This is a genomic window from Methylophilus sp. DW102 (assembly GCF_037076555.1).
GTDB classification, from domain to species: Bacteria; Pseudomonadota; Gammaproteobacteria; order Burkholderiales; family Methylophilaceae; genus Methylophilus; species Methylophilus glucosoxydans.
Map to the genome: position 1 here is coordinate 818,439 of NZ_AP029023.1, position 26,578 is coordinate 845,016.

General features: G+C 53.1%; 25 protein-coding genes. 14 read left to right on the forward strand and 11 right to left on the reverse strand.

The features are described from left to right. The first annotated feature begins 4 nt into the window (after positions 1 to 4). From AACH41_RS03860 to AACH41_RS03875, 4 genes are all read left to right on the forward strand, one after another. Complete coding sequence (locus tag AACH41_RS03860; RefSeq protein ID WP_313983349.1) at positions 5 to 664, forward strand: YoaK family protein; 660 nt, start codon at positions 5 to 7, stop codon at positions 662 to 664. A 98-nt stretch (positions 665 to 762) separates the two neighbouring features. After that, positions 763 to 2,394 (forward strand): alpha-D-glucose phosphate-specific phosphoglucomutase, encoded by a 1,632-nt coding sequence (locus AACH41_RS03865; protein WP_338656849.1) that lies wholly within the window; start codon positions 763 to 765, stop codon positions 2,392 to 2,394. 33 nt (positions 2,395 to 2,427) lie between these two features. Then, positions 2,428 to 3,981 (forward strand): M48 family metalloprotease, encoded by a 1,554-nt coding sequence (locus AACH41_RS03870; protein ID WP_194747562.1) that lies wholly within the window; start codon positions 2,428 to 2,430, stop codon positions 3,979 to 3,981. 33 nt (positions 3,982 to 4,014) lie between these two features. Then, positions 4,015 to 4,377 carry an antibiotic biosynthesis monooxygenase gene (locus AACH41_RS03875; RefSeq protein WP_338656853.1) on the forward strand — a complete coding sequence of 121 codons (363 nt, stop codon included), beginning with the start codon at positions 4,015 to 4,017 and terminating at the stop codon, positions 4,375 to 4,377. A 20-nt stretch (positions 4,378 to 4,397) separates the two neighbouring features. On the opposite strand, the gene AACH41_RS03880 is transcribed toward AACH41_RS03875, so the two are convergent. The 3 genes from AACH41_RS03880 to iscX are packed head-to-tail and all read right to left on the reverse strand — an operon-like array spanning position 4,398 to position 6,517. Further along, a complete protein-coding gene (locus tag AACH41_RS03880; protein ID WP_338656854.1) occupies positions 4,398 to 4,904 on the reverse strand; it encodes a retropepsin-like aspartic protease in 507 nt (168 codons plus the stop codon). 11 nt (positions 4,905 to 4,915) lie between these two features. Then, positions 4,916 to 6,322: a phosphomannomutase/phosphoglucomutase gene (locus AACH41_RS03885; RefSeq protein ID WP_338656855.1), complete on the reverse strand. Its 1,407-nt coding sequence runs from the start codon at positions 6,320 to 6,322 to the stop codon at positions 4,916 to 4,918. After that, positions 6,323 to 6,517: a Fe-S cluster assembly protein IscX gene (gene iscX, locus AACH41_RS03890; protein ID WP_194747352.1), complete on the reverse strand. Its 195-nt coding sequence runs from the start codon at positions 6,515 to 6,517 to the stop codon at positions 6,323 to 6,325. A 140-nt stretch (positions 6,518 to 6,657) separates the two neighbouring features. Here iscX and AACH41_RS03895 point away from each other — a divergent pair, with 140 nt between their 5' ends. From AACH41_RS03895 to AACH41_RS03930, 8 genes are all read left to right on the forward strand, one after another. Beyond that, entirely contained in the window at positions 6,658 to 8,697 is a 2,040-nt protein-coding gene (locus tag AACH41_RS03895; RefSeq protein WP_338656857.1) for an AsmA family protein, read from the forward strand. Between the two features lie 340 nt (positions 8,698 to 9,037). Continuing rightward, positions 9,038 to 10,285, forward strand: coding sequence for a serine hydroxymethyltransferase (gene glyA / locus AACH41_RS03900; RefSeq protein ID WP_194747350.1), 1,248 nt, complete (start codon positions 9,038 to 9,040; stop codon positions 10,283 to 10,285). A gap of 21 nt (positions 10,286 to 10,306) precedes the next feature. After that, a complete protein-coding gene (gene nrdR, locus AACH41_RS03905; protein ID WP_194747349.1) occupies positions 10,307 to 10,756 on the forward strand; it encodes a transcriptional regulator NrdR in 450 nt (149 codons plus the stop codon). Between the two features lie 107 nt (positions 10,757 to 10,863). Then, positions 10,864 to 11,241, forward strand: a complete 378-nt coding sequence (locus tag AACH41_RS03910) for a hypothetical protein (protein ID WP_338656859.1) — start codon at positions 10,864 to 10,866, stop codon at positions 11,239 to 11,241. A gap of 122 nt (positions 11,242 to 11,363) precedes the next feature. Further along, positions 11,364 to 12,455, forward strand: coding sequence for a bifunctional diaminohydroxyphosphoribosylaminopyrimidine deaminase/5-amino-6-(5-phosphoribosylamino)uracil reductase RibD (ribD, locus tag AACH41_RS03915; RefSeq protein ID WP_338656861.1), 1,092 nt, complete (start codon positions 11,364 to 11,366; stop codon positions 12,453 to 12,455). Between the two features lie 5 nt (positions 12,456 to 12,460). Then, entirely contained in the window at positions 12,461 to 13,261 is an 801-nt protein-coding gene (locus AACH41_RS03920; RefSeq protein WP_338656863.1) for a TatD family hydrolase, read from the forward strand. 271 nt (positions 13,262 to 13,532) lie between these two features. Next, on the forward strand, positions 13,533 to 14,615 hold the full coding sequence (gene mtnA / locus AACH41_RS03925) for an S-methyl-5-thioribose-1-phosphate isomerase (RefSeq protein ID WP_338656864.1): 1,083 nt from the start codon (positions 13,533 to 13,535) through the stop codon (positions 14,613 to 14,615). Position 14,616: 1 nt separating this feature from the next. Then, positions 14,617 to 15,264, forward strand: a complete 648-nt coding sequence (locus AACH41_RS03930; protein ID WP_338656865.1) for a class II aldolase/adducin family protein — start codon at positions 14,617 to 14,619, stop codon at positions 15,262 to 15,264. Positions 15,265 to 15,279: 15 nt separating this feature from the next. Here AACH41_RS03930 and AACH41_RS03935 read toward each other — a convergent pair whose 3' ends face one another. The 4 genes from AACH41_RS03935 to AACH41_RS03950 all read right to left on the reverse strand — a co-directional run bounded on the left by AACH41_RS03935 (position 15,280) and on the right by AACH41_RS03950 (position 20,254). After that, complete coding sequence (locus AACH41_RS03935; RefSeq protein WP_338656867.1) at positions 15,280 to 15,807, reverse strand: hypothetical protein; 528 nt, start codon at positions 15,805 to 15,807, stop codon at positions 15,280 to 15,282. Between the two features lie 40 nt (positions 15,808 to 15,847). After that, positions 15,848 to 16,576, reverse strand: coding sequence for an arginyltransferase (locus AACH41_RS03940; RefSeq protein ID WP_338656869.1), 729 nt, complete (start codon positions 16,574 to 16,576; stop codon positions 15,848 to 15,850). Continuing rightward, positions 16,563 to 17,261: a leucyl/phenylalanyl-tRNA--protein transferase gene (gene aat / locus AACH41_RS03945; protein ID WP_338656870.1), complete on the reverse strand. Its 699-nt coding sequence runs from the start codon at positions 17,259 to 17,261 to the stop codon at positions 16,563 to 16,565. Before aat ends, AACH41_RS03940 begins: the two co-directional genes overlap by 14 nt. 209 nt (positions 17,262 to 17,470) lie before the next feature. After that, positions 17,471 to 20,254, reverse strand: a complete 2,784-nt coding sequence (locus tag AACH41_RS03950; protein ID WP_338656871.1) for an EAL domain-containing protein — start codon at positions 20,252 to 20,254, stop codon at positions 17,471 to 17,473. 294 nt (positions 20,255 to 20,548) lie between these two features. Between AACH41_RS03950 and AACH41_RS03955 the strand changes: the two genes are divergently transcribed. After that, entirely contained in the window at positions 20,549 to 22,735 is a 2,187-nt protein-coding gene (locus tag AACH41_RS03955) for a YgiQ family radical SAM protein (RefSeq protein ID WP_338656873.1), read from the forward strand. A 4-nt stretch (positions 22,736 to 22,739) separates the two neighbouring features. Here AACH41_RS03955 and AACH41_RS03960 read toward each other — a convergent pair whose 3' ends face one another. Next, positions 22,740 to 23,834 carry a DUF2235 domain-containing protein gene (locus AACH41_RS03960; protein WP_338656875.1) on the reverse strand — a complete coding sequence of 365 codons (1,095 nt, stop codon included), beginning with the start codon at positions 23,832 to 23,834 and terminating at the stop codon, positions 22,740 to 22,742. A 216-nt stretch (positions 23,835 to 24,050) separates the two neighbouring features. Here AACH41_RS03960 and AACH41_RS03965 point away from each other — a divergent pair, with 216 nt between their 5' ends. After that, a complete protein-coding gene (locus AACH41_RS03965) occupies positions 24,051 to 24,899 on the forward strand; it encodes a TraB/GumN family protein (RefSeq protein ID WP_313983397.1) in 849 nt (282 codons plus the stop codon). Between the two features lie 39 nt (positions 24,900 to 24,938). On the opposite strand, the gene AACH41_RS03970 is transcribed toward AACH41_RS03965, so the two are convergent. The 3 genes from AACH41_RS03970 to AACH41_RS03980 form a co-directional block, all read right to left on the reverse strand. After that, the gene (locus AACH41_RS03970; RefSeq protein WP_275357105.1) at positions 24,939 to 25,418 is read right to left on the reverse strand and encodes a hypothetical protein; all 480 of its coding nucleotides are present in this window, start codon (positions 25,416 to 25,418) and stop codon (positions 24,939 to 24,941) included. Between the two features lie 51 nt (positions 25,419 to 25,469). Beyond that, positions 25,470 to 25,850, reverse strand: coding sequence for a response regulator (locus AACH41_RS03975; RefSeq protein ID WP_194747336.1), 381 nt, complete (start codon positions 25,848 to 25,850; stop codon positions 25,470 to 25,472). Positions 25,851 to 25,939: 89 nt separating this feature from the next. Beyond that, a complete protein-coding gene (locus AACH41_RS03980) occupies positions 25,940 to 26,572 on the reverse strand; it encodes a response regulator transcription factor (RefSeq protein WP_194747335.1) in 633 nt (210 codons plus the stop codon). Positions 26,573 to 26,578 lie beyond the last annotated feature (6 nt).

The window sequence follows — 26,578 nt, forward strand, 5'->3', positions numbered from 1 at the left end:
CTATATGATGCAGCGATTGCCACGCTGGGTAGAGTGGGGCGGGTTTTTAATGGCATTGAATGCCGGCTTTATTAACGCGGTGGGGGTGTTGGGCTTCAGACATCAGGCGGTGTCGCATCTCACCGGCATTTCGACTTTTTTCTCCATTGAAATCATGCAGGGCGACGGGTTGCAGGCCTTGCACCTGCTCTGCGTGATGCTGTTTTTTTTGCTGGGCGCCATGCTCAGTGGTGTCATCATCGGGCATGAGGCACTCAAGCTCGGGCATCAGTATCATTGGGCGTTATGGCTGGAGGCCGGCTTGTTGGCCGCTGCTATCCTGCTGTTGAATACGGGCTGGCACAGCGGACAGTGGCTGGCCTCGGCGGCTTGCGGCTTGCAAAATGCCATGACCAGCACCTATAGTGGCGCCGTGGTGCGCACCACGCATGTCTCCGGCCTGTTTACCGATATCGGCATTGCACTGGGCTTGCGCTTGCGCGGCCAGGCCGTGGATAAGCGCCGGCTCACACTGTATTTGTTGCTGATAGGCGGGTTTGTTTGTGGCGGGGTATTGGGCGCCTGCAGCTTTATGCGCTGGCATTTTAATGCCTTGTGGTTGCCGGTGGGCCATGTGGCCGCGTTGTCGCTGCTGTATTTTAGTCTGCGTCATCGCGCAGCCTGAATCATGCGGAGAAGGAGAAATCCCGCCGCACACAAAACTGCCATCAATTTGTAATACAATCAAGCTTAGATTTTTTTACATTTCACGAAGCCCATATTATGTCGATTCAAACTGTCGCTACACAAGCTTTTTCTGATCAAAAACCCGGGACCTCTGGCTTGCGCAAAAAAGTGCGCGTTTTTCAACAGCCACACTACCTGCAAAACTTTGTGCAAAGTATTTTTGATACGCTGGAGATTCCTGCCAATGCGACCTTGACGCTGGGCGGGGATGGCCGCTACTTTAATAAAGAAGCGATCCAGATCATTATCAAAATGGCGGCTGCCAACGGCTTTGGTAAAGTGCTGGTCGGCCAACACGGTATTCTGTCTACACCGGCGGCTTCTCATCTGATCCGCAAATACCAGACTTTTGGCGGCATTATTCTTTCTGCCAGTCATAATCCAGGCGGACCGGATGACGATTTTGGCATCAAATACAACACCAGCAATGGCGGTCCGGCACCGGAAAAAATCACCGATACCATTTTTGCCAACAGCAAACAAATCAGCCAATACAAACTGGCTGACTTGCCAGAGGTGGATCTCTCCAGCATCGGTGTCACCACCCTGGATGGCTTCGTGGTTGAAGTGATAGACGCGGTCAGTGACTATGCTGACCTGATGGAAAGCATGTTTGATTTTGCTGCCATCAAGCGCTGGCTGGCCGCAGGGCATCGGCTGACATTTGATGCCATGCATGCCGTGACCGGGCCGTATGCCAAGGAGATTTTAGGTAACCGCCTGGGCGCGTCTGCAGACAGCCTCATGAATTGCGAAGTCTCTGAAAACTTTGGGGGCGGCCATCCGGACCCCAACCTGACCTATGCCGAAGAGCTGGTCAAAGTGGCGTATGGCGCACAGGCCCCGGATTTTGCGGCGGCGTCTGATGGCGACGGGGATCGCAACATGATTCTGGGCAATCACTTTTTTGTCACGCCGTCTGACAGCCTGGCCCTGATTGCCGCCAATGCCAAGTTGATTCCTGCTTACGCCAAAGGCTTGTCTGGCGTCGCCCGTTCGATGCCAACCAGTGGTGCCGTAGACCGCGTGGCCGCCAAATTGGGCATCGCTTGTTACGAAACGCCCACCGGCTGGAAGTTTTTTGGCAACCTGATGGATGCTGGCCGCGTGACCTTGTGTGGTGAAGAAAGCTTTGGTACCGGCAGTGACCATGTCCGCGAAAAAGATGGCTTGTGGGCGGTGTTGTGCTGGTTGAATCTGCTGGCCGCCACGGGTGAGAGCGTTGAGTCACTGGTGCGCAAACATTGGCAAACCTATGGCCGCAATGTGTATTCTCGCCATGACTACGAAGGCGTGCCCACTGAGCAGGCCAATGCTGTCATGGCACATATCAAGGCCCAGTTTGCCAGCTTGCCTGGTCAGGTGTTTGGCAGCTACACCGTGAACACCGTGGATGACTTCAGTTATACCGACCCTGTCGATGGCTCTGTCAGCACTGGCCAGGGCTTGCGCATTCTGTTTGCCTGCGGCTCACGGGTGGTGATCCGTTTATCCGGCACCGGCACTGAAGGCGCCACCATCCGCGTTTATCTGGAGGCCTTTACGCAAGACCCGGCTCAGCAACAGCTTGATGCCCAGGAAGCATTGGCAGAACTGATTACGGTCTCGCATCAGATTTCGCAGTTGCCACAGCTGACTGGTAGACAGCAACCTACGGTGATTACTTAAGCAAAGCGTGCACAGGGAAGCCGTAGCGTGATCATGATCAAAAAAAGCATTCTTTGTCCGCTGATTGTATCTGCAGGCCTGCTGGCTTGCGGGGTGAATCCGGTCACCAAAGAGCGGGAGTTTCAGTTTGTCTCGCAAGACAAGGAAATCCAGATTGGCCAGCAAAATTATAGCCCGGCGCGTCAATCGCAAGGCGGCGACTACACGCTGGACCCTGAGCTGACACGCTATGTGCAGCAAGTCGGCCAGCGGTTAGCCGCGGTGTCTGACCGCCCGGATTTGCCCTATGAGTTTGTGGTGCTCAATGACTCAGTGCCCAATGCCTGGGCCATGCCGGGTGGCAAAATTGCGTTTAACCGGGGCCTGTTATACGAATTGCACAGCGAAGCTGAACTGGCGGCTGTGTTGGGGCATGAAATTGTGCACGCGGCGGCCAGGCATGGTGCCAAAGGCATGGAGCGTGGCATCTTTATGCAAGGTGCCATGCTGGCGGTGGGCCTGGCCACGCGTGACTCCAATTATGCCAATCTGGTGGTCGGTGGTGCGCAATTGGGCGGGCAACTGATCACGAGCAAATATGGCCGTGAGGCTGAGTCCGAGGCAGATCACTATGGCATGAAGTATATGAAGCTGGCCGGTTATGACCCTGCTGCTGCGGTGACGCTGCAAGAGACCTTTGTCCGGCTTAGCCAGGGCAAACGGCAGGATTTTCTGTCTGGCTTGTTTGCCAGCCACCCGCCTTCGCAAGAGCGTGTCGATCTCAACGAAAAAACCTTGGCCGAGCTGGGCACTGGCGGTGAGATGGGTAAAGAGATTTATGCACAAAAAGTCGCCAAACTGATGGCGACGCGCGAGGCTTATAAAGCCTACGATGAAGGCAAAGAGGCCTTGCAAAAAGGCGATACCGAAAAAGCAAAAACTTTGGCGAAAAAAGCCATCAGCATTGAGCCGCGCGAAGCGCGTTTCGAGGAGCTGCTGGGGGATATTGCCCTCACCAAGAAAAATACTACCGAAGCGCTGGCGTTTTACGACAAAGCCATCCAGATGCAACCGGACTACTTCAAGCCCTATGTGCAAAGCGGCATTGCCTTGTTTAATGCAGGCAAAAAAGAGCAGGCGGAATCCTTTTTGAAAAAAGCCAACGCCTTGTTACCAACGGCACCAGGCTATGCCTTGCTCGGGCAGATTGCTGAAGGGCGTGGCGAAACCGCCCTGGCTTTGCAGCATTACCAACTGGCGGCAAGTTCAGATTCCGAAATCGGCAAAGAGGCTGCGGCAAGAGCCATGCGACTCGATTTACCACGTAACCCTGGCCGCTATTTGCCGGCTGGCCCGCTGGCTGATGATACCGGCATGGTTTACGCTGCCGTGCAAAATAACAGCAATGTGCCGGTGGGGCGCGTGCAAGTACGCATGCTGCAATACGACAGCCGTGGCCGCATGGTTAACCAGACGCGTTCGATGTTGATTACGGGCGGCATTGCCCCCGGTCGGCGCGGTTCAGTGGCCACCGGTGTCCGCATCATCGACCAGGCCGATTTACAGTTTTTCCGGGTCGTGGTTGAAGGCGCCGAACTCGCCAATTAATCACGCGATTATTCAATCATTTGGTTTCATCCTATGGCCACTACCGATTCCTGTGTCTCCGTCTCTCCCTACTTTGAAATCCAGCCTGGCCAGGCTTCTGCTTTTCGGGCGATTTGCGAAAAATATGTGAGCTGGTCATCCCGTGAGCCTGGTTGCCTGTATTACGGCTTTAGCTTTCACGGTGACCTGGCCCATTGCCGCGAAGGGTTCACCAATGCAGAAGCGCTGTTGGCGCACATCGAAAACCTGCGGCCGATTTTGCACGAGATGGGTGAGGTTTCTACGCTGGTGCGGATTGAAGTGCATGGGACAGAAGCCGAATTGGCCAAGCTGAGGGAGCCGTTGGCAGGGATGCATCCGCAGTGGTTTGTGCTCGAATTCGGCTACAGAAAATAGCCTGAAATGTAACGGCAGCCTTATTCTGCATTCTGAATGGTCATGGTGCCTTGGTATAGGCGCACATCCATTCTGCCTAAAAAGCTCATGCCGAGCAGGGCATCGCCTTCCAGTCCAGGCGAAATCGTCGCGGCGACATCATGGGCGACGACGCCACCCAGTTGCACGGTTTTAAGCCTGACCAAATAAGCGACCGCCGTGCCGTTGGCAGTGTGGGTGCTAATCGCGTCATGGCTGACCAGACCCAAACGGTCTGCTACATTTTGTGAGATGGCGATGCCGGTGGCTCCGGTATCCACCAGAACGCGTACCCGTTCGCCATTAATGAGGGCTTCGGCGCTGTAATGGCCGTCGGTGCCGCGCTTGAGCGTCACCACTTTTTGCTGGCCGAGTTGTTCCAGGGTGTTGGGGTGTTGTACGCGGTCTACCAGAAACCAGATCAGTGCAGCCAGCCCCAGCCAGAGCAGGGTGTAAAGCAGGCTGCGCCCGCGGAGATGGTTTTTTTGAGTGGCATGTCGCATGCTCATTCAATGGAGGCTCAAAAAGGGATTTTCAAGTTTGGGTGAGTGCTGAGTAGCAGTTGTTTGAATGTCTGTTGAATGCGGGTTAAGGCCGCATTGTCATCGGCCTCAAAGCGCAAGGTCAACACGGGTGTGGTGTTTGAGGCGCGAATCAAACCAAAGCCATCGGCATATTCAACGCGCAAGCCATCGATGGTGATCACTTCTACTGCACCCGGGAATTGCGCGGATTGTTGCAGTTGCGCGATCAAGGCATGCGGCTCGCCTTCTTGCATGGCGATTTGCAGTTCTGGCGTGTTGAGGCTGTCTGGCAGGGCTTCTAGCACAGCGTTGGCATCAGGGCTGCGGCTCACCAGTTCGAGCAGGCGTGCCGCGCTATACAGGCCATCATCAAAGCCAAACCAGCGCGGGGTACCAGCGACACAGTCATTAAAAAACAAATGACCCGAGAGCTCACCGCCAATGGCAGCACCTGTTTCCTTGATTTTGGCTTTCATCAGCGAGTGGCCGGTTTTCCAGATCACCGGTTTGCCCCCATGTTGGCGTATCCAGGGCGCGAGATGGCGGCTGGATTTGACATCAAACACCACTTGGCTGCCTGGTTGCTGGCTGAGTATATCCTCTACAAACAACATGAGCTGGCGGTCGCTACGGATGATTTGCCCGGATCGGGTGACCACGCCCAGACGGTCGCCATCGCCATCAAAAGCAATCCCGATTTCGGCGGTGCCGCTTTGTAACGCACCGATGACGTCTTGCAAGTTTTTGGCTTCCACCGGGTCTGGGTGGTGGTTGGGGAAATGCCCATCGACCTCACAAAACAGTGGCTCGACCTCGCAGCCTAATGCCTGGAAGATGGCGGGCGCGTAGGCGCCGGCGACACCGTTGCCGCAGTCGATGACTACCCGCATCGGGCGTGCGAGCTGGATATCCGACACAATGGCTGCCTGATAGGCAGGATAAATATCGTAGCTGGTTTGATTACCAGCTTGGTCGGGCTGGTAATACTGCTGCTGCATGATGCTGTGCTTGAGGGCCTGGATGGCTTCGCTACTGAGCGTCTCGCCCGCAATCACCATTTTGAGACCATTATATTGCGGTGGATTATGGCTGCCGGTGATCATGACGCCACTGTGCGTTTGGGCAAGGTAATGCGTTGCAAAATACAGCATGGGCGTAGTGACCATGCCCAGATTCAGCACATTGACGCCAGTTTGCATCAGCCCTGCACTCAATGCGGTGGCCAGTGCCGGGCTGGATAAGCGGCCATCATAGCCCACGCAGACACTCTGCTCGCCGCGTGCCTGTGCCAAAGAGCCCAGTGCCAGGCCAATCTGCTGCACAATCTCTTCTGTCAATGTGTCGCCGACAATGCCACGGATGTCGTAGGCTTTGAAAATCGACGCTGGCAGCAATGGAATCATTTATTCGGCTTCTTCTATCCAGGCCAGTTGAATCGCCTCCAGGATTTTTTCGCCGCAGCGGGAGGGCTCATCATCAAAGTCCTCCAAATCCATCACCCATTGCATGAGGTCGGTAAAGCGGATGGTTTTGGGGTCAATCTCGGGGAATTGATCATACAGCTCTTCAGCAATGCGCTGGCTGTCAGTCCATTTCATGGTGGTGGGCTCCTGTCGATGTGAGTGAGATGGGCTCATTATAACTGACAGTAGGTGCCGGATTTGCCAGAATCCACCTACAGCGCTGTCAGACGTGGGGCACTGGTCAGCCTGAGCTGCACGCGGCATCATAACGGGTTATGAGTGATATTGATAAAACACCCCGCGCTCCCCTGTTTGCACGCTGGCTGGGGGGCATGCTACTTGTGCTTGTCTTTGTAGTCATGGTCTGCGAAATGCTGGGCTGGCCTTTTTTGCGCCAACCCCTGCAAACCGCGTTGCAAAATCAGTTACAACGGGCCGTGATCATAGACCGTCCTTTCCATTTGCAATTGCTGGGTGGCATCCGGTTGCAAGTAGGCGGATTGAGAATTGCCGCGCCCGCAGGCTTTGACGCGCCTTATTTTGTTGAAGCGCATGGCTTGTCGCTGGCGTTGCGCTACCGTGACCTGTGGTCACTCAAAGCACGCGATCCTTATCGCATTGCATCGATTCGCGCGGACCGTTTAAATGCTTACATGATCCGCCATGCCAACCAAGAGGCCAGTTGGGATTTTGAGCTGGATGACGGCAGCCCGCCCCGTCCGTTTCCCATCATTGAGCAACTGGCCGTTAATGAGGGGCAAGCCAAGCTTGCCGATGCCGTTACGGATGCGCAACTGAACGTCAAGTTTTATACCGAAGAGGGCGCCCATCTTAAAACGCCGGAATCGCAAATCAAAGTGGATGGTCAGTTCCGTCGTTTGCCCTTGCAGGCCGCATTGGTGACGCAAGGCTTTTTACCGATCGCGACTCAGGGGCAGGACTCACCGCCGGTTAACTCGCAAGGATGGTTAACGTACGGTGCCGTGCATGCCACGTTCCGCGGTGCCGTATATGATGTGTTGGGTGTCCAGCGTGTCAAGGGGCAGGTAGAGGTAAAAGGTTCATCGCTGGCCGATGTCGGGGACTTGCTGAGCCTGACATTCCCTAGGACGCCGCATTTCAAAATAAAGGCGGCGGTTGAAAAAAACGCGACGCAGTGGGCTGTGAATGTCGCCTCTGCACACATTGGCAACAGTCAGCTGGCGGGACAGTTTGTGTATGATCTTGCACCAGAAACGCCGATGTTGACTGGCAAACTGCAAGGTTCTTTATTGATGTTGGCGGATTTGGCGCCCGCCTTTGGCGCTGCAGCTACTCCAACGACTAGCAACCCGCATCCAGGCAAATTGTTTCCAAATACCTCGCTGGATTTTACGACCTATGGCCGTATGAATGCGGATATCGATGTGCATATTGATGCGGTCGATTTAGGATCGGCCTTCAGGCAGCGCATTGCACCACTTAAATTGCGCTTGCGCTTGCAAAAACACAAGTTAAGTCTGGCAGAGCTGGAGGCCAGTACGGCTCAAGGCTCGCTCTCAGGCGCGCTATCGATTGATGCACATGATGTGCAGAACGCCGACTTGTCGCCACCCGCTGCCCCGGATTGGGAGATTGCGCTGGCGGTGCATGATATCCGTTTGGAACAATGGCTAAAAGTCTCGCCGCAGACGGATAAAAAATCGACCAGTGACGCAGCCAAAGAGACCAGCCAACAGCCGGCGCCAGCTTATGTGAGCGGTAAATTGAATGGGCGTGCCAAGCTGCAGGGGCATGGCCGCTCAACCGCCGAATTATTGCGCTCGCTGGATGGTCAGCTCGCCCTGATGGTGCGTCAGGGGGAAATGTCTCACTTGTTGATTGAGGCGGCTGGATTAGATATTGCCCAAGCGGTTGGTGTCATGATCAAGGGCGATCAGCCCTTGCCCATGCATTGCGCCGCGATGGGCTGGCGGGCCAAAGAGGGTGTTTTGACACCAGAGGCAGCCGTGATTGATACGCCTGTGACGACCGTCACGGTCAATGGTGCCGTCGATTTGGGCCAGGAGCAGCTCAACCTTAAACTCCAGGCCAGTCCTAAAAACTTTTCGCCGTTAACCGTGCGCTCGCCTATTCTGGTGACAGGGCCTTTTGTGGACCCCCAGGTTTCGATCAGCCCGGGGCCGATTGCCGCACGGGTCGCTGGCGGCATATTACTGGCATTGATCAATCCGTTTGCCGCCATCCTGCCATTTCTCGATCCGGGCGATCAAAGTGCAACTACGGATGTAGGCTGCCAGCAAACCTTGCAACAATTAAAAATGCGTCAACATTGAGTCAAGACAAGACAGCATCCCCTGAAAAAAAAGAACCCAACCGAAGTTGGGTTTAGGGAGCGATTTTGGAGATATACGCTTACGGATCTTACTAAGCATAAGCTGTGCCAGATTTAAAAAGATAATTTAAATCAATTGCTTAAGTATTTAATTCTGTTTTTTAGTGCATGTTGTTTCAATCAGGCTGGTGATGTTTGCACTGTATTGGTGCACTTTGTGTCTGGATTACACCACGACTTAAAGTGATAGGCGCTCAATGAGCGCATCGCTAAAGATGGATGCTGCGGTCGCCTCATGCTAAAATCGCGCTTTAATTTTGTGATACGGAAACTTGATCGTCATGTTTAGCTTTTCAAGAAACTTAAGCGTTGCAGACCCGGCCTTGGCCCAAATGATTTCTTCCGAAGTGGAGCGTCAGCATCAGCATATCGAGTTGATTGCTTCAGAAAACTACACCAGTCCAGCGGTGATGGAAGCCCAAGGCTCGCAATTGACGAACAAGTATGCTGAAGGGTATCCAGGCAAACGCTTTTACGGTGGCTGTGAGTTTGTTGACCAGGTTGAACAGCTGGCGATTGACCGACTGAAAGCCTTGTATGGTGCAGAATATGCTAACGTGCAGCCACATTCTGGCTCACAGGCGAATCAGGCCGTGTATTTCTCCATCCTGAAACCAGGCGATACCGTGATGGGCATGAATCTGGGTCACGGCGGGCACCTCACACATGGTTCTCCGGCTAACCTGTCCGGCAAGTTGTTTAATATCGTGCCTTACGGTTTAAACGATAAAGAAGAGATAGACTACGATGAGATGGAGCGTATTGCGGTGGAGTGCAAACCAAAGTTGTTGATTGGGGGTGCTTCTGCGTATGCCTTGCGTTTTGACTGGGCGCGTATGGCTGAAATCGCCAAAAAAGTCGGTGCTTATTTCATGGTCGATATGGCGCACTATTCTGGCCTGATCGCGGCGGGTGTATATCCTAACCCGGTACCGCATGCTGACTTTGTGACTTCAACCACGCACAAGACCTTACGTGGTCCACGTGGCGGTATCATCATGGCTAAGGCCGAGTTTGAAAAATCACTAAACTCCAACGTGTTCCCAAGCTTGCAAGGCGGCCCGTTGATGCATGTCATCGCCGGTAAGGCGACGGCTTTCCTCGAAGCGGCACAGCCAGACTTCAAAGCGTATCAGGAACAGGTATTGAAGAACGCCAGCATCATGGCCAGCACGTTGGCTGCGCGTGGTTTGCGTATTATCTCCGGCCGTACCGAGTCTCATGTGTTCCTGGTAGACCTGCGTCCTAAAGGCTTGACCGGTAAGGCAGCAGACGCTTATCTGGGCCAAGCGCACATTACGGTCAACAAGAATGCGATTCCTAACGACCCCGAGAGCCCGTTTGTGACTTCCGGTATTCGTATCGGTTCGCCTGCGATCACAACGCGTGGCTTTAAAGAAGCCGAAGCCGAGCAAGTGGCTAACCTGATTGCCGATGTGCTGGATAATCCGGAAAGCGCTGAAGTGATTGCGGCCACCAAGGCGAAGGTGCATGCCTTGACCGATCAATTCCCGGTGTACGGTAAATAATTTTTCCGGCTATCCACAGCCATGAAATGTCCGTTTTGCGGTGCTGATGATACGCAAGTGGTGGATTCCCGCCTCAATGAGGAAGGGAACTCCATCCGCAGGCGCCGTCGCTGTCAAGTGTGTGACAAGCGCTTTACCACCTACGAAACGGCAGAACTGCATCTGCCACAGGTGGTGAAGCAAAACGGGACGCGCGAAGAGTTCAAGCGCGAAAAATTGCGCCTCTCTTTTACACGCGCTCTGCACAAACGTCCGGTGCCTACTGAATATGTCGATAAAGCACTGGACCGCATTGTTCAAAAAGTGCTCGGTTTGGGCGCGCGCGAAGTGCCTGCGCGGTTGCTGGGTGAAACCGTCATGCAAGAGTTAAAACAAATGGATCAGGTGGCGTACATCCGCTTTGCTTCGGTGTATCGAAGCTTTTCAGATGTGGATGACTTTCATAACGCCATCCGCGATCTGGATAACTGACAACAACCATTGCCGGACGCACCCTCTGTGCGCTGGTGTATGTGTTCCGTGTACCTTGCTTCACTCTGTGCACGGTCTATCAATGTTGCATGTGAAGACGGGGGCGTATGAAACTGATCAAGCTGTCTGCAGTGGTATTAGCGGTATTCACCGTGATTCTCACCATCGTGTTTTTTACCTGGTGGGCATTTAAAGATGAGGCGGTGTTTGGTCGTGACAAGTTTGACCAGACCCGCTGGATGGAATTGGCCAACACTGTGCAAAAGGAGTGTAGACGCGGTGACATGGCATATGATCTCAAAAATCACATCCTGATTCGAGGCGCCAAAAAAGAGGCAGTCATGGCCTTGCTTGGGCGGCCTAGCCTTGAGGACGCCAATGCACTTGAGTATGATCTGGGTAAGTGCATGCATGTCTATCATGCCTTACGCATATACTTTGACCAGGACGGACGTCTCACCCATAGTCAAATCTCCTCCCATTAGCTTAACTCTCATTGTGTGTACGCCCTTTATCCAGGGCGCGGTCTTGTCATTCACTGGCCGTTCAAAGGTGTCCGCCATACAAAACCACCGCAAGGCGGGCTTTTTTTGTATGATGCTAGTCTATGTTACACAGTACTCAAGATATTCAATGGATGACCCATGCCTTGCGCCTGGCGGTGCATGGACTGTATTCGACCACGCCTAATCCGCGTGTCGGTTGTGTCATCGTCAAACAAGGCCAAGTGCTTGGAGAAGGCGCTCACCTCAAGGCGGGGGAGCCCCATGCTGAAGTACACGCCTTGCGCGCCGCTGGCGAGCAGGCAAGAGGTGCAACTGCATATGTGACTCTGGAGCCCTGCAGTCATTTTGGCCGGACGCCCCCCTGCGCCGATGCACTGGTGAATGCCGGTGTGAGCCGGGTCGTGGTTGCCATGCAGGATCCGAATCCTTTGGTTGCTGGCAACGGCATTGCACGTTTGCAGGCACAGGGTATTGCTGTCACGGTTGGGGTTTGCGAAGCGCAGGCCAAGGCGCTGAATCCCGGGTTTATTCTGCGCATGACGCAACAACGCCCTTATATCCGTCTCAAGGTCGCTGCCAGTCTGGATGGCCGCACAGCGTTGGCGAATGGCGTCAGTCAATGGATCACGTCGCCGGAGGCACGGAAAGATGTCCATCACTGGCGTGCGCAAAGTTGTGCAGTGATCACGGGTATCTCTACCATTCTGCAGGATAATGCCTCGCTCACCGTACGTGAGGTGAAGACGCCACGCCAACCGCTACGCGTCATTCTCGATAGCCAGTTACGCATCCCGATAGACGCCAAGGTGTTGCAGGATGGCCATGCGCTGGTGGCGTATGCGCACGGGGAGGCCGCCAAGCTGGAGATATTGCAAGTGATGGGGGTACGTACCCTGCATGCACCGAATGTGCAGGGGCAGGTGGATATTGCTGCCGTCATGCAGGCACTAACGGCCTGGCCTTGTAATGAGGTATTGGTCGAGGCGGGGGCAACGCTGAATGGGGCCTTTTTGCAAAGCGGGTTTGTGGATGAGTTATTGCTGTATTACGCACCCAAGCTAATGGGAGACGCGGCACGCGGCATGTTTGCCCTGCCAGCATGGACGCAGATGGCAGACATACATACGCTGGACATCATGGATCTGCGACAGGTCGGGCAGGATATCCGTCTTCAGGCCAGGCTTAAGCCCTGATTCTTATGCTGATCGACACCCACTGTCATCTGGATGCCCGTGAGTTTGATGCCGACCGTGAGCCGGTCTGGCAGGCGGCCCTGGCGCAGGGCGTTCGAGCGGTGGTCATCCCGGCCGTGACGCAGGCGAGCTTTGAACCGATTATGGCCTGGTGCGCACGGCATCCGCAAGCCGGATTCGCTCTTGGCTGGCATCCCATGTATGTGTCTGAGGCACCTGAGGATGCGCTGGCGCAGCTCGAGCAAACCGTCGCCAGGGTGCTGGAGGGCCCTCAGGCGCATCAATTGCTGGCGATTGGAGAGATCGGTCTCGACTTCTACCTGACGCGCGAAAATGAGGCCAGACAGCTAGAGCTATATGAAGGACAGTTGCGCATTGCCAGGCAGTTTCATTTGCCTGTGATTTTGCATGTGCGAGGTGCGATAGACACCATCCTCAAATATTTGCGCAAGCATGCGTTAACGGGGGGCATTGCACATGCTTACAACGGCAGCAAGCAACAAGCGGAGATATTTGCCAGTTTGGGATTCAAATTAGGGTTTGGTGGTGCCATGACCTGGCCGCGCGCATTGAAACTGCGTCAGCTTGCTGCAGAGTTGCCTGTGGAAACACTGGTTCTGGAGACCGATGCGCCGGATATTCCGCCGGTTTGGCTGGGGCATCAAGGAAGAAATGCGCCGGATCAATTAAAAAAGATCGCAGAAGAGATGGCCCTGATGCGTGGCTTGGAAGCTTCGCAACTCATTGAAATGACTGGTAAAAATTCTGTAGAAGTTTTGCCAAAAATAGCCCATTTATGCACATGACTTAAAGTGACACTTTAAGAATGTGTCGAAAGTGACTATATTATAGTGGTGCTTTGTAAGTAATTGATTTTATTGAATAAAAAAATAGATTAAAAAATGAACTTTTGGAAAAAGTCCTTATAAATTGGTAAGTTACGGAATTAAGACACAGCAATCCACAAAGTTATCCACAGATTTTGTGGATAGCAAAATACAGTGTTTGTCCTACAAGAAAAGCAAGTGGTTTTACAAACTTTACAATTACTAATCGGTGCTTGGCCAGGCCTCTCATATGCGCATTCAATCCCAACATTTCCGTAGCATTTGGCAACAAGCCAACGCTGTTTATATCATTGACCAGACGCAGTTGCCGTTTGATTTTGTGACGGTGGAATTAACGTCTTTGGCGCAAATATGTCATGCCATCCGCCACATGCAGGTCCGTGGTGCACCCCTCATTGGAGCTGCGGCAGCCTATGGTGTGGCGTTAGGTATTCAGCAGGATGCCAGCGATGAACACTTGCAGGCGGTGGTAAAGCAGCTGATCGCCACGCGACCGACTGCCGTCAATCTGGCCTGGGCGGCACAGCGCATGCAACAGACGTTAATGCCGCTGGCTGTGGCGCAACGCGCAGCTGCCGCTTGGCTGGCGGCACAAGCGATTGCTGATGAGGATGTGGCGCAGAATCTGGCGATTGGCCAGCACGGTAAAGCCTTGATCGCTGAAAAGGCCACGGTGGATGCCAATCAGGCTGTGAATATTTTGACCCATTGCAATGCCGGGTGGTTGGCCACGGTGGATGGCGGGACGGCCTTGGCGCCGATTTACGCCGCGCATGATGCAGGTCTGAAAGTACATGTCTGGGTAGATGAAACGCGGCCACGCAACCAGGGTGCCAGCCTGACCGCCTGGGAGCTGGCGCAACACGGGGTTCCGCATACGGTGATTGCCGATAATGCTGGCGGCCATCTGATGCAGCATGGTCAGGTAGATCTGGTCATCGTCGGTGCAGATCGTGTCACCAGTCAAGGGGATGTCTGCAACAAGATAGGCACCTATTTAAAAGCGCTGGCAGCATTTGATCAGCAAATCCCGTTTTATGCTGCGGTGCCGACGCCGACCATAGACTGGCAGATCGCACGCGGCGCAGAGATCGAGATTGAAATGCGTGATGCGGATGAGGTGGCTTATATGCAAGGGCAGACTGCAACAGGAGACATACAGACGGTCCGGGTGATTCCGCGTGAAAGCCCGGCATTGAATCCGGCGTTTGATGTGACGCCAGCCAGGCTGGTGACAGGGGTGATTACCGAGCATGGGGTGTTTGCCCCAGACCAGTTGCATGCGCTGAAAACGCATAGTCTGGGCGATTAACATGAGCAAGCGCTCGCCTGCGCAACAGTTGTTATACACGGCCCAGCAAATGGCCCTGACTGGCCTGAATAAAGGCACCTCTGGCAACGCCAGTGTCCGGCTAGAAACGGGTTTTCTGGTGACGCCTTCTGGCGTGCCGGCAGAACAGCTGCATGTTGACAGCATGGTACATATGGATTGGCAAGGCCGGGCTGAAGCCGGGAAAAACCCCTCCAGCGAATGGCGTTTTCATCTGGATATTTTACAGGCGCGGCCTGAAGTTAATGCGGTTGTGCATTGCCACAGCATGTTTGCGACTACGGTAGCCTGCATGGGGCACGACGTGCCGCCGTTTCATTACATGATTGCCAGCGTGGGTGGAGATAATATCCGTTGCGCGCCCTACGCCTTGTTTGGCACCCAGGCGCTGTCTGAGGTTGCGCTCGCTGCATTGCATGAGCGCAAGGCCTGTTTGCTGGCACATCATGGCATGATTGCGCTTGGCAAGGATTTATCCCACGCACTGGCCGTGGCGGTAGAAGTGGAAAACCTGTGTGAGCAGTACTGGCGACTGTTACAAGTTGGGCAGCTCCGCTTGCTGACGCCTGCGCAAATGCTTGAAGTCCATGCCCAATTTAAAGGCTATGGACAATGGCGTGATCCGGTTTAATTACACCGGATGGATTTAGAGTTTTGGAAATAGTGCCAGGGTGGTCATGCGCAATAGAGCGCCAGGGTCACAAATGTAGGTGTTCTGTTTCATCTCGCTAGCGGATGGAGGTACTGCGAGGATGGCTTCTGCGGGAGCAAAGCATTTGAGCAGAACGCCACCGGATTCTACGGCATTGAGTCCTTTGGCATAGCTGGTGGCCAGCGCCTCCGAGGGCGTCCAGCAAAAGCCAATCTGGTCTTGATCAAACAAAAACCAGCTTTCGCCACGATACAGGGTCAGGCCCTGCAGCGGTTGATGCTGTGTGTCGGCCAAGCATTTTTTCAGCACGCGCAGCACCAGCGCATCATTTTTAATCAAGGCGCGCAAATCGCCGCCATATTGTCGCCACAATGCGCCAATGTTTGATTGGTCAAAGCCGGATTCATCCTGAATCCGGCCGATGTATTCGAAGGTTTGCCGCCATAAAGCAGCATCCACGGTATTCACGTACTGACCATGACAAAACTGCCTGGCCAGCGACTGTACGGAGACACTTTGCATACGTATTGAATCAGGCGTCTTCATCGCTGGCCCAGCTGGGTTAACGCACCCATACGCCCTCAATCAGTTTTTCCTGCGGCTGGAACTGCTGCTTGTAAGCCATTTTCTGGCTGTCTGCAATCCAGTAGCCCAGGTACAAATAGTCCAGGCCGAGTTGCTTGGCCCACTCGATTTGCCAGAGGATGCTATAGGTGCCATAACTCGCTTTGTCATGCGTATCATAAAACGTGTACACCGCAGACAGACCATCCATGACAATATCAATCACGCTGACCATCTTGAGCTGCTGCTGTGCATCTCTAAACTCGACCATTACGCTATCTACATTGCTTTGACATAAAAACTGCTGGTATTGCGTCGCTTCGTCTTCTTGCGGCATGGCTGACTCCAGACTGCTGGGATGACGCTGTTGCTGGTAGGTCAGGTACAGGGCGAAGTGTTCTGAATCATAACTGGCTTCACGGATGGTGGCCTGTAACGGTGCATGCTTCTTAAATGCCCGTTGCTGGCTACGCGTGGCTTCAAACGCATGTACCGGTAAACGGACCGAAATGCAGGCATTGCAATGTTCGCAATGCGGCCGGTAAGCAAACTTGCCACTGCGGCGAAAGCCCTGCTGTATCAGTCCGCTATACACGCGGCCATCTACCAGTGTCTGCGGTGTGGCAATCAGGCTTTGCGCCAGCTTTTTAGGCAGATAGCCACAGGTGTAAGCGGTGGTCACATAAAACTGTAATTTTTGCAGGGGTGCGTCGTTAGGTAGGGTCATATTGCACTAAATGCGTTAACTCTTCGATAAACCGGTCTCTGGGAATTTCATAAGCACCAAAACTGGCAAGTAACGGTGTATGCATCTGACAATCAATCATACCGACTTGTTGCGAGATTAACCATTGCACCAGATGCGCAAATGCCACTTTGGACGCATTGCTGACATGGTGAAACATACTTTCACCATAAAACATGCGGCCAATCTTGACCCCATAACAACCGCCAACCAATTGCCCATCTTGCCAGGCTTCCATACTATGCGCGTAGCCCATGGCATGCAACTCGCTGTATGCCGCAATCATTTCATCGGTGATCCATGAGCCGGATTGACCTGGGCGCGGGGTGGCAGCACAAGCCTGCATCACGGCGGTAAATTGCGTATTCATGCGTAACTCAAACGGCTGTTGCTGGATGACCTTGCGCAAAGAGCGGGTGATTTTCAGCGCTGGTGGAAACAGCACCATGCGTGGGTCCGGACTCCACCAGAGGATAGGCTCGCCCGGACTAAACCATGGAAAAATCCCTTGTTTGTAGGCGCTCAACAGGCGTCGTGGCGTCAGGCTGCCGCCGATGGCGATCAGGCCGTTGGGCTCTGTCAACGCCTGCTGCAAGTTCGGGAATGGGGTCTCTGCTGCGAGAATGCGCACCGGCCCGCCCGGGAGAGGATAGTAATTGTCATGCATAAACAGTCATTGCGGTGGTGTAGGGACGCAAGTTAATCGTATTACGGTTTAGTCGGCGCTCCGTGATTGCCAGATACTGATGAGTCTGGTGATCACATAGCTATCCTTTAACGCACATGAGTAAAGTCAGCCTGATATTCAATACGTCATTACGCACGCTTTATGCGGGACTGATACAGGCCCTTACCCGCACGCATTTGCATTTGGTACTAGAACTTAAACGGATTGTGCTTGCTCGTCCATTCTATAACCTTATGGCCGGGGATGCCACGCGAGATGCCAAACCCTTGGGCATAGTCGCAGCCCAGTTCGGCCAGAATCTGCGCCTGCTCGGCTTTTTCGACGCCTTCAGCCACCACCTTGCGGCCGAAGTCGCGGCAGAGCGTAATCACGCCACGGATCACCGCCATGTCTTCCTGGTCACTTAACATGTTATGGATAAAGGACTGATCAATTTTAATGATGTTGACTGGCAGGCGGCGTAAGTAAATCAGCGAGGAGTAGCCTGAGCCAAAATCATCAATCGAGAATGCAACGCCCAGCGCCTGGCATTGCTGGATGACGCGGTTGACGCGGGCAAAATCGCTGATGGCAGCACTTTCTGTGATCTCGATATGCAGCTGTTGCGGCTTGATCATGGCATACTTTTTAAACAAGTCAGCCAATCGTTCCGGAAACTGCTTATGCATTAAATGCTGGGCGGCGATGTTGACGGAGACTTGTGTGTCCAAGCCCTGGCTTTGCCACTCGCTCAATTGGCGCAGGCTTTCTTCTATCACCCAGTTACCAATGTCCACAATCAGATTGGTATGTTCGACCGCAGTCAGGAAGTCGTTAGGGTAGAGCAGTCCGCGCACCGGATGCTGCCAGCGCAGCAAAGCCTCAAAACAGAAAATTTCACCAGACTGCATACAGACTTGCGGTTGGTAAACCAGGCGGATATGGTTGTTTTGGATGCCATGCAGCAAGTCCTTGAGCAACGCTTGCTGTTGCTGGGATTGCTGCGCAGACGCCAGGTCAAACAAATGGCATTGATGCCCACCATGCGTTTTGGCATGGTACATGGCATGGTCGGCATGCCGTAGCAAGGTGTCTGGCGGGTTGCGGTCTATCGGGTATAGCGTATAGCCAATGCTGGCTGAAATGGAAAACTTGAATTTATCTACCTTGAACGGTTTTTCAATCGCCGTCAGCAACTTTTTGAGCAGTCGTGCATATTCGTTGGCCGTCCGTAGTCCGCACAACAACATTGCAAATTCATCGCCTCCGAGCCTGGCCAGGGTATCTTGCGGTTTGAGCAGGCCATTCAGTCGGGCTGCCAGTTGCATGAGCAAACGGTCACCGTATTCGTGGCCGTATTGGTCATTGACGATTTTGAAGTCATCCAGGTCAATATAACAAATGGCCACCAGCGTCGACTGGCTTTCGGCTTCGTGTAGCGCTTGTTGCAATCGGCTCGAAAACAACACGCGGTTAGGCAGTTGCGTCAGCACATCATGATAAGCCAGATGCTCAAGCATGTTTTGTTGCTCTTTGGCGCGCGTAATGTCTGAGAAGAGGCCGACATAATGCTGAAATTCGCCCGCCTGGTTGAGCACTGGCGACAATTCGAGTTCTACCAGATACTCATGACCTTGTTGATGACGGTTCCAGACCTCGCCCTGCCACTCCTGAAAGCCATGCTGGCTGTCATACAAGGACTGGAACAGGTCTGGTTGCTTATAGGCGATGCCTAGTTGTTGCGGAGTTTTACCCATGACTTCAGGTTGTGCATAGCCTGTAATCACGCTGAAGGAGGGGTTGCACTGAATGATATGCCCCTGGGTGTCGGTAATGAAAATTGCATCATGGGCATGGTCAAACACGCTGGAAGAGACCTTTAGCCGGCTGGCATTGGCCTGCAGCTGGCTCACCATTTCACGCAGGCGTCTGCGCATTTTAAGCATGTTGGCGATCAGGCTGTCGGGGGCTGCCGTGGTTTGGTCTTCGGCAAAGTCGCCGCTTTCAATCCGCATCAATAAATGCTTGGCTGTCTCGGGATCGCCGCCCAAGGGGTTCAACACAAAGCGCTGCAAGCCGCTGACAATGGCAATCAGCACGACCAATGTCAGGATAAAGGTAATGATCATCAAAGGCGACAGTGTGCCCAGTGCAGACCAGTAAGCTTCACTGGTCGGGTACACAATATTGATCTGAAAATCCCATTCTGGCACCTGCCGCGTGACCTTGGTCCAGCGGTGCTGGCTATCTTTGAGGGCGGTTTCTGCCTCCAGGCGTGTCAGTCCATTGGTTAAAAAGCGGATATTGCCGTGTCCGTCGGTGATGGCCACAAAGCCTTTTTTCAAAAATCCCCATTGCCGGATCGCCTGGTCAATGGCGTTAAAATCAAGCTTGTAACCGACGTACCAGGCCCCAATCAGGTTGCCGTGATTATCCTGCATGGGTTCATAGCGGGAGAGATACGATTCCCCAAGGATATCTACCACGCCAAAATAAGCCTGATTTTTTTGCAGTGCGACAATCGCCTTGCCAAACGGATCCAGCTCTGTGCCAAAAGCATTGGTGCCATCCGCTTTTTTGACGTTGGTTGAGATGCGCAGAAACTGCCCGCCACGTTTGACAAAAATGGTGGCGGTACCGCTACCTATGCGTGTCACTGAATCGACCAGTAGTGTGCTGCCGGTTTGAGGGGTATCCCCAAATTGCAAGTTTGGGACGTCCATTCCCAGTATCTGGGTCGTGCCGTTAATATTGGGCGGGCCTTCAAGCGAGCCATATTGTTTGAGCAAGGCCATGCTTGAGAATACATGTTCGCTGACCAGGGTTTTCGCCGTGATCAACAGGTTGGACAGTTTTTGTGTTTCTTCCTGAGCCTGGGTTTCGATATTGTTTAAATGCGCGTTAAAAATAAATGCGAAAGAAACTAGACCGATCAGCAACCCCAAGCTGGTCAGTGGTAAAAGGATTTTTTTAAAAAGAGTGTAGTGCTTCATTGTGAGTTTATGTAATTATTTTATAAGTAATTTCCCCGTCCTGCATTTTGTTTATACATGGCTTTACAACTGACTGCAATCATTTATAAGACCGGCCCCCTGTGCGAGCCCAATTTTAAATAAATGTCGTCTTATTTATTACACAAATATTTGGGAATGGTTTGTGGTGATGAATGATTGTGATTGATTTGGCCAGGTGAGGTGGCACTCACCTGAATGTTGTGAAAAAAATCTTTCAAATCAATCAATTAATGCGTAAAATGCGCAACTCTCAAGCATTAGCTGGTTACCCGCGTGGAAATCTATACTTCCCTCACTGCCAAACCCATTCAAAGTTACCGTCCTTATTGGGCGAAACGCTTTGGCACCGCCCCCGTGCTGCCCATGAGTCGCGCCGAAATGGATGCATTGGGCTGGGATAGCTGCGATATTATTCTGGTCAGCGGCGATGCCTACATTGACCATCCCAGTTTTGGCGTCGCCCTGATTGGCCGCTTGCTTGAGGCACAAGGTTTTCGCGTGGGCATTATTGCGCAACCAGACTGGCAGTCGGCAGAACCATTCAAAGTGCTGGGTAAACCCAATCTGTATTTTGGCGTCACGGCTGGGAATATGGATAGCATGGTCAACCGCTATACCGCGGACCGCAAGATACGCTCGGATGATGCCTATACACCGCATGCCGAGGCCAACAAGCGCCCTGATCGCGCGGTACTGGTTTACTCTCAACGTTGTAAAGAGGCTTATGCGGATGTGCCGCTGGTGATTGGCAGTATTGAAGCCAGCCTGCGCCGTATAGCGCACTATGATTACTGGTCAGATAAAGTCCGCCGTTCTATCCTGATGGATGCCAAGGCGGACTTGCTAGTGTTCGGAAACGCCGAGCGTGCCATTGTCGAACTGTCGCACCGTATTGCCCGTGGAGAATCGATCCATGAGATTGAGGATATTCGCGGCACCGCGTTTATCCGCAAGCAAGTGCCAGATGAATTTGTGGAGGTGCCCTCTACCCGTCTCGACCGGCCAGGGGTGGTGGATAAGCACGAAGACCCCTATGCGATGAAAATGGGCAAAGCCGATGCCAGTTGCGCAACGGATGATCAGGCGAAAGACGCCAATGCCGCGGCGATCAGCTTGCCTTTACCGCTGAAAGCTGCCAAAGTGCCGCGCGAACGTCAGGTGATCCGCATGCCTTCTTATGAAGAGGTGGTGAGTGATCCTGTCATGTATGCGCATGCTTCACGCGTGTTGCATCTGGAGTCTAACCCGGGCAATGCACGGGCACTGGTACAAAAGCATGGCAACCGGGAGGTCTGGCTCAATCCGCCGCCGATTCCACTCACGACCAAAGAGATGGATTATGTGTATGACTTGCCTTATGCCCGCAAGCCCCATCCGGCCTATGGCGATGCCAAAATCCCGGCCTGGGAAATGATCCGCTTCTCGGTCAACATCATGCGTGGCTGCTTTGGCGGCTGTACTTTTTGTTCGATTACCGAGCATGAAGGCCGCATTATCCAAAGCCGTTCAGAAGACTCGATTTTGCGTGAAATTGAAGAAATCCGCGACAAGGTGGATGGCTTCACCGGCGTGATCTCGGATTTGGGTGGGCCGACCGCCAATATGTATCGCCTCTCTTGCAAGTCTGAAGAAATCGAAAAGAATTGCCGCAAGTTGTCCTGTGTCTATCCGGGCGTATGTGAAAACCTCAATACCGATCACTCTGCGCTGATTCAGTTGTATCGTAAGGCGCGCAACCTGCGCGGTGTCAAAAAGATTTTAATCGGTTCCGGCTTGCGTTACGACCTGGCCGTAAAGTCGCCCGAGTATGTGAAAGAGCTGGTGCAGCATCACGTGGGCGGCTATCTCAAGATTGCACCTGAACATTCTGAAGAGAATGTGCTAAGCAAAATGATGAAGCCGGGCATGGGTGCCTATGATGAGTTCAAGCGCATGTTTGAGCGCTTCAGTGCCGAGGCGGGTAAAAAGCAGTATTTGATCCCGTATTTTATTGCCTCGCATCCAGGCACCACCGATGAAGATATGTTGAATCTGGCTTTGTGGCTCAAGCGTAATGATTTTAGATTGGATCAGGTGCAGACGTTCACCCCAACGCCTATGGCGATGGCCACTGCCATGTATCACAGCGGTAAAAATCCGCTGCGTAAAGTGACGGCGGATTCTGAAACCGTGCCCGTCCCTAAAGCAGGCAATATCCGCAAATTGCATAAAGCGTTTATCCGCTACCACGATCCACAAAACTGGCCGATGTTGCGCGAGGCATTGAAGAAAATGGGGCGGGCGGATTTGATCGGCAATGGTAAAAAGCACCTGGTGCCCGCATACCAGCCTGCCGTGTTGCCACAAATCGTGCAATCGGACGGCAGCCGCTTCCAGGCCAAGCCATTAGCTAAAGGCTTTAACCAGACCAAAAGCTTTGCCAGCCCGAAAAAGCACGCGCCGCGTAGCAAAAAACATTGATGGATTAGCGTGCCGCTTGCGTCGGCGCTATGCCTGCATTGAGCAGCGTAGGCGGGCGATAATCGGCTTGTGCCAACCATTTTTCCGCTACCGAACTATCCAGCGTCACGTTAACCGCCGTCACCGGCAGGGCTTGCAGCGCATTGGCTACGTCGGGGGAGGGCGTGACTGGGCTGCCACGATAAGGCCGGTAAAATCTACCATCGCCTTTGCTAAACAAGCCCTTGAACAAAGCATACAGGCCATAAGCAAACGCTTTGTATGCATCTGTGGGGCTGGATAAGCAGGCATTAGAGGCCACTGAAAACGTTTTCAGTTTAAGGCCTGCGGCACGGGCTTTGTCCAGCATCCATCCCAGTGCAATGGTGGCCAGCGGGTCATGGCCATAACCGCCGCCGACATTGGCGTGCGCGCCGATAAACCAGCGCTGCTCCACCGCAATGTTCTCAGGTTTTTGCTGGCCGCCCGCATTGGTCCACATCGCTACTTTATAAGCTTCACGGTGTTCGTCTATTGCCATCGCATGGTAGGCATAAGAAACGATTTTTGACAGCTCGGTATCATGCCAGGCATAAAATCCTTGCTCTGAAATCATGGTGCCGGGGATGCCGAGCGCGCCGACGGTATCCCAAACTCCCAGAAAATGGACACAGACTTCCTGGCTGTAGGTCTGCCTGAACGCCAGGCAGTGGGGGCTCTCCGGTGCAGCGGATTTGTCGCGGTAGAGCGCTTCAGCGCGTGCGAGCAAATCTGGTGTGCTGGTGTTGAGTAACCCGCATTTTCGGATCAAGCCGACCAGGCTTCTGGCCGTATACGCGCCACGGCTAAAGCCAAACACCCAAATTTCATCGCCTGCCTGATAGCGCCTGACTAGCCAGTCATAGCCTTTAAGCAGGTTTTTGCTCAAGCCATACCCAAATAAACCCCCGCGCAACTTTTCGCCGGTGCCGGTCCCAACGCCAGGTTCATAGAAAAAACGCTGTTCGATGTCGCCATCCTTGGCTTCGATTAAGGTCGAGAGTTGGTAGACGTTGGTCAGGTCTTGCGGGTCGTTCCAGGTGCCATCAAATAAAACAATCAAACGTTTGTTGCTTTTCATCTGGCTGTCTCCGGGGTTGAGGGGGAAGTGTCGCTGTATCCTTGAGTGCTCGATCATGGAGCTACCTGCCTATGGTAGCCCTCGGCGTGGGGGCTGGCAATGACGGCCTGATGCCTTGCAATCATGGCAGCGGATATTTATTTGTGAGACGATGTCACAATGCCGGTTGCTGAGGGTTTGCAACTGTTTAGCTAATCACAAAAAGTGAGGAATTTGATGCGAAGTGTCCGTTTGTTCGCCCTGTGTTTATTGATGGTAACCCCACTGCTGCAAGCGGCTGAGAAAGGCCTGTTCTGGCAGCTGGAGGCGCCCAATGGCCAGGTCAGTTACCTGTTTGGCACTATGCATACCGACGATAACCGGGTCACCAACTTTTCAGCGCCGGTGATTCAGGCGCTTAAAAATGTGAATATGTTTATGCTGGAGGTAGCAGAGGCGCCGCCAGTGAGTCTTTTGCAAATGCCAGACAGCAATTTGAAACAGTTACTCTCGGAAGCAGAATTGCAGCAGGTCGCTGCGCTGGCAGACATGCACGTGATCCCGATGGATGCGGTGGTCAAAATGAAACCCTGGTTGCTGGCAGTCATGTTTGATTTGCCCAAGCCACAAACGCCGTTTGCGCAAGATCTGTTGCTTAAAGCTAAAGCAGAGGAGTTCGACAAACGTATTGTGGGATTAGAAAGTGCGCAAGCGCATTTTGGTGTCATGGATAGTTTGTCCATGGATGAGCAGTTGCTCATGTTGCGTGCGGTGCTCAAACGCAGCCAAAAGCAAAAGGAGCAAGACTTTGAACGGTTGATGAAGGCTTATCTGGCGGGGGATGCCGATCAGGTCGCGAATATGGATGATGCCATGACGCGTGGCATTTTGCCGGCCGCTTTGTGGCAACGCATGCGCGTCAAGTTGCTGGACGAACGCAATGTGATGATGGCCGAGCGTAGTCTGGAGCAGGCGCGACAAGGCCGTGTGTTTATTGCCGTTGGTGCGGCGCATTTGGCCGGTAAAAATGGCTTGTTACAGGCCTTCAGGCAGGCGGGCTTTAAAGTCACCGCCATCAAAAAATAGCGGTTGAGGGGTGGTTGGATAGCGTCATCAGCTGTGGGTCTAGCGCGTCTGCGCAGAGGCGACTTCATGTGCAATCTGGCTAATGTGGGCCACAAAATCAGCATCTTCGCCGACCAGCAGTCGTGGCAGGTGCTGGCGGAAATCTTCACGCTGGCACCATTCACGCATGTAATCCTCCCACGACATCCAGCGGCGCAAGCGTTTGCCACGCATGTCGGGATCGTAAGCCAGCAAATAGGCGCGCTCAAACAGTGAAATGAGGATTTCAAACAACACCAGTTTGCGCTCCTCCTGTTCGGCGCTGAGCGCCAGGGATTCGCGGTTGGAGCGCAATTGCAGGTCGGGGTGAGCCATCACCAGCTTGAGAAAATCCGTGTAGTTATCTGCCAGTAACTGGTAGACCTCTTCATCTTCATTTTCGCGCTCTTTGCGCTGTTCAAGCACAAATGTCACAATGGCCAGCGGCAAGCCGACCACGGTGACCACATAGCTCAGTAATTCCCAGGTTTCTAAAGACATCAAAGCACCGCAGTGTTTCAGGCCGGGTCGGGCCAGGGTTAAGAAAGGTAGTTAGTTGATCTGGCTGGCACGCTGTTGAATGATGTCTATGCACTCATCAAACTGCAAGGACTTGTCAAAAAAATACTCTACGCCCATATTTTGCGCCAGATTACGATAGTAACTGTTGCCATGATTGGTCAACATGACAATGTCAGGCGTTTTGTAAGGGTAGCTCTGCTGGCGGGTATGCCTGACCACATCAAAGCCCGTGCCTTTGGCCAGCTCAATGTCGAGCACGACCATGTCGTACTCATGGGCATTGAGCAGGTTGATCGCTTCATCACTGGTGGTGGCGACATCCTGGATATCAAGCTGCTGACAGTCTTGCAGCATTTCCACAATGACATCACGGATCAACGCAGAATCTTCAACTAACAATAATCTATACATAACAATCTCACCAATGACTCCCTGGGTGATCTAATTTAAGCAAGTTGAATGCTGACATGACAAAAGGGCGCCTTGTTAGTGATTTTTCTTTAGTTAAGTAGCCCATATTTAATGGCATAGTATGTCAGGTCAGCATTTGATTTCATGGCCATTTTTTCCAGAATGCGACTGCGATAAGTGCTCACGGTCTTGATACTGATGAAGAGCTCCTCTGCAATGGCCGTTGGGGTCTGCCCCGCAGCCAGCTTGACGAATACTTGAAACTCGCGGTCGGACAGGGTTTCATGTAACTGCTTTTCCGAAGGATGACTCAGTTCATTGGTCATCAGCTCTGCCAGTTCGGCCGAAATATAGCGTTTGCCGCTGGCAATGGTACGGATGGCCTGAATGATTTCATCTGAATCCGCATTTTTCGACAAATAGCCCTTGCAGCCGTTACGCATCAGGTTCAATGCATACTGGTCTTCAGAATAGCCGCTCAGCACCAGCACCGGCAAGGTCGGGGCGACGTGCTTAAGCTCATGCAGCGTATCGACCCCATTTTTATCCGGCATGGATATATCCAGTACCATGGCATCAAACTCGTTTTTGCGTACCAGCTGGATGGCTTCTGAGCCTGAGCTTGCTTCTCCGGTGACCTGCAGGTCAGACTCAAGCTCAATCAGGTTACGTAAACCATCACGAACAATACTGTGATCATCTACCAAAAGAATTCTTTTCATGTGGTT

What these genes read in the sequence shown, in the direction of transcription:
- AACH41_RS03860 (WP_313983349.1), top strand. Translation starts at nt 5, where the DNA reads ATGATGCAGCGATTGCCACGCTGGGTAGAGTGGGGCGGGTTTTTAATG.
- AACH41_RS03865 (WP_338656849.1), top strand. Translation starts at nt 763, where the DNA reads ATGTCGATTCAAACTGTCGCTACACAAGCTTTTTCTGATCAAAAACCC.
- AACH41_RS03870 (WP_194747562.1), top strand. Translation starts at nt 2,428, where the DNA reads ATGATCAAAAAAAGCATTCTTTGTCCGCTGATTGTATCTGCAGGCCTG.
- AACH41_RS03875 (WP_338656853.1), top strand. Translation starts at nt 4,015, where the DNA reads ATGGCCACTACCGATTCCTGTGTCTCCGTCTCTCCCTACTTTGAAATC.
- AACH41_RS03880 (WP_338656854.1), bottom strand. Translation starts at nt 4,904, where the DNA reads ATGAGCATGCGACATGCCACTCAAAAAAACCATCTCCGCGGGCGCAGC.
- AACH41_RS03885 (WP_338656855.1), bottom strand. Translation starts at nt 6,322, where the DNA reads ATGATTCCATTGCTGCCAGCGTCGATTTTCAAAGCCTACGACATCCGT.
- iscX (WP_194747352.1), bottom strand. Translation starts at nt 6,517, where the DNA reads ATGAAATGGACTGACAGCCAGCGCATTGCTGAAGAGCTGTATGATCAA.
- AACH41_RS03895 (WP_338656857.1), top strand. Translation starts at nt 6,658, where the DNA reads ATGAGTGATATTGATAAAACACCCCGCGCTCCCCTGTTTGCACGCTGG.
- glyA (WP_194747350.1), top strand. Translation starts at nt 9,038, where the DNA reads ATGTTTAGCTTTTCAAGAAACTTAAGCGTTGCAGACCCGGCCTTGGCC.
- nrdR (WP_194747349.1), top strand. Translation starts at nt 10,307, where the DNA reads ATGAAATGTCCGTTTTGCGGTGCTGATGATACGCAAGTGGTGGATTCC.
- AACH41_RS03910 (WP_338656859.1), top strand. Translation starts at nt 10,864, where the DNA reads ATGAAACTGATCAAGCTGTCTGCAGTGGTATTAGCGGTATTCACCGTG.
- ribD (WP_338656861.1), top strand. Translation starts at nt 11,364, where the DNA reads ATGTTACACAGTACTCAAGATATTCAATGGATGACCCATGCCTTGCGC.
- AACH41_RS03920 (WP_338656863.1), top strand. Translation starts at nt 12,461, where the DNA reads ATGCTGATCGACACCCACTGTCATCTGGATGCCCGTGAGTTTGATGCC.
- mtnA (WP_338656864.1), top strand. Translation starts at nt 13,533, where the DNA reads ATGCGCATTCAATCCCAACATTTCCGTAGCATTTGGCAACAAGCCAAC.
- AACH41_RS03930 (WP_338656865.1), top strand. Translation starts at nt 14,617, where the DNA reads ATGAGCAAGCGCTCGCCTGCGCAACAGTTGTTATACACGGCCCAGCAA.
- AACH41_RS03935 (WP_338656867.1), bottom strand. Translation starts at nt 15,807, where the DNA reads ATGCAAAGTGTCTCCGTACAGTCGCTGGCCAGGCAGTTTTGTCATGGT.
- AACH41_RS03940 (WP_338656869.1), bottom strand. Translation starts at nt 16,576, where the DNA reads ATGACCCTACCTAACGACGCACCCCTGCAAAAATTACAGTTTTATGTG.
- aat (WP_338656870.1), bottom strand. Translation starts at nt 17,261, where the DNA reads ATGCATGACAATTACTATCCTCTCCCGGGCGGGCCGGTGCGCATTCTC.
- AACH41_RS03950 (WP_338656871.1), bottom strand. Translation starts at nt 20,254, where the DNA reads ATGAAGCACTACACTCTTTTTAAAAAAATCCTTTTACCACTGACCAGC.
- AACH41_RS03960 (WP_338656875.1), bottom strand. Translation starts at nt 23,834, where the DNA reads ATGAAAAGCAACAAACGTTTGATTGTTTTATTTGATGGCACCTGGAAC.
- AACH41_RS03965 (WP_313983397.1), top strand. Translation starts at nt 24,051, where the DNA reads ATGCGAAGTGTCCGTTTGTTCGCCCTGTGTTTATTGATGGTAACCCCA.
- AACH41_RS03970 (WP_275357105.1), bottom strand. Translation starts at nt 25,418, where the DNA reads ATGTCTTTAGAAACCTGGGAATTACTGAGCTATGTGGTCACCGTGGTC.
- AACH41_RS03975 (WP_194747336.1), bottom strand. Translation starts at nt 25,850, where the DNA reads ATGTATAGATTATTGTTAGTTGAAGATTCTGCGTTGATCCGTGATGTC.
- AACH41_RS03980 (WP_194747335.1), bottom strand. Translation starts at nt 26,572, where the DNA reads ATGAAAAGAATTCTTTTGGTAGATGATCACAGTATTGTTCGTGATGGT.